At 60.2% G+C, this 990-nt stretch carries 1 pseudogene; it reads left to right on the top strand.

Annotated features, from left to right (window positions below):
* A pseudogene (locus tag JAO85_RS25530) lies at window positions 1-765 on the top strand (hypothetical protein); the annotation flags it as partial.
* Window positions 766-990: the final 225 nt, after the last annotated feature.

Genomic DNA, 990 nt, shown 5'->3' with positions numbered 1-990 from the left:
GAGAAGCAAGTGCCGCTGCCCATCCCCACCAAAAACTGGGTGGCGCTGACCCGCCTGCCCTGGATGCCCGCCGACCACACGGCCGCCAAGAACTTTGAAGTGGCCACCATGACGCGCTTCTTCAACCGCGAGCACCTGCTGACGCAAACCTTCTTCCCCGCCATCCCCAGCGACGGCCTGGCCGTGGAAAAAGGCGGCTTCTGGAGCAACTTTGCCACCCGCTACGGCTTCACGTATCTGAGCCAGGCCAACGGCAGTGTCTATGTGGTGCACGGCAAAATGCCCACCACGCCCAAGAACTGGGACGGCACCGCCAAGCCGCTGGACCAATCCGCCGACATGCGCTACTGGTCTATCTGCACCGGTAGCGCGCCACCCACCGGCATGACCGTGGACTGTGTGCATGACGAAAACATGACCGGCCTGCTCGACCCCCAAGGCAACTTCAACGTGGTCGTCACCCGCGCCCCGGACCGCCCCGCCAACGCCACCGAGAAATGCGGCGTGGTCTGGATGGAATACGGCAACGGCGACGGCATCCCCGGCGGCTCCAAAGACTTTGGCGTGGTCATCAACCGCCACACCCATGTGAACCCCAAGTTTGAACACAGCTGGTTCGCTGTGAAGAAGCCCAACGCCGAAGGCGAAATCATGGGCGACTACCTGCCCAAGGTGCTCAACCTGCACGACAAAGCCCGCTTTGAAGCGCTAGGCTGCCCGGTGGACACCACCAAACTGGCCGCCATGGCGATGCAGAACAAGTAGAAATTGCTACAAATTTAATAGCTGACCGCGCAGATACCGTAAGGGCTGCGCGGCTTTTTTTATTGGTACGCGATCACATACCATCACACCCGCGCCTCCCGCTCCAGCCCCTCGATAGACAAAATGTGCAAATCCCCATAACCCAGCCACGGATAGGAAATTCAACCGCATGAGGCCAAGTATGGCACGAGTTTTGGGCCTCGAAACACGTTCGGCCAAGGAAGG

The sequence above is a fragment of the Comamonas sp. NyZ500 genome, from assembly GCF_016772095.1.
Classification (GTDB): Bacteria; Pseudomonadota; Gammaproteobacteria; order Burkholderiales; family Burkholderiaceae_C; genus Comamonas; species Comamonas thiooxydans.
The sequence above is the reverse complement of the archived record's forward strand: the minus strand, read 5'-3'. Positions and strand labels throughout refer to the sequence as shown.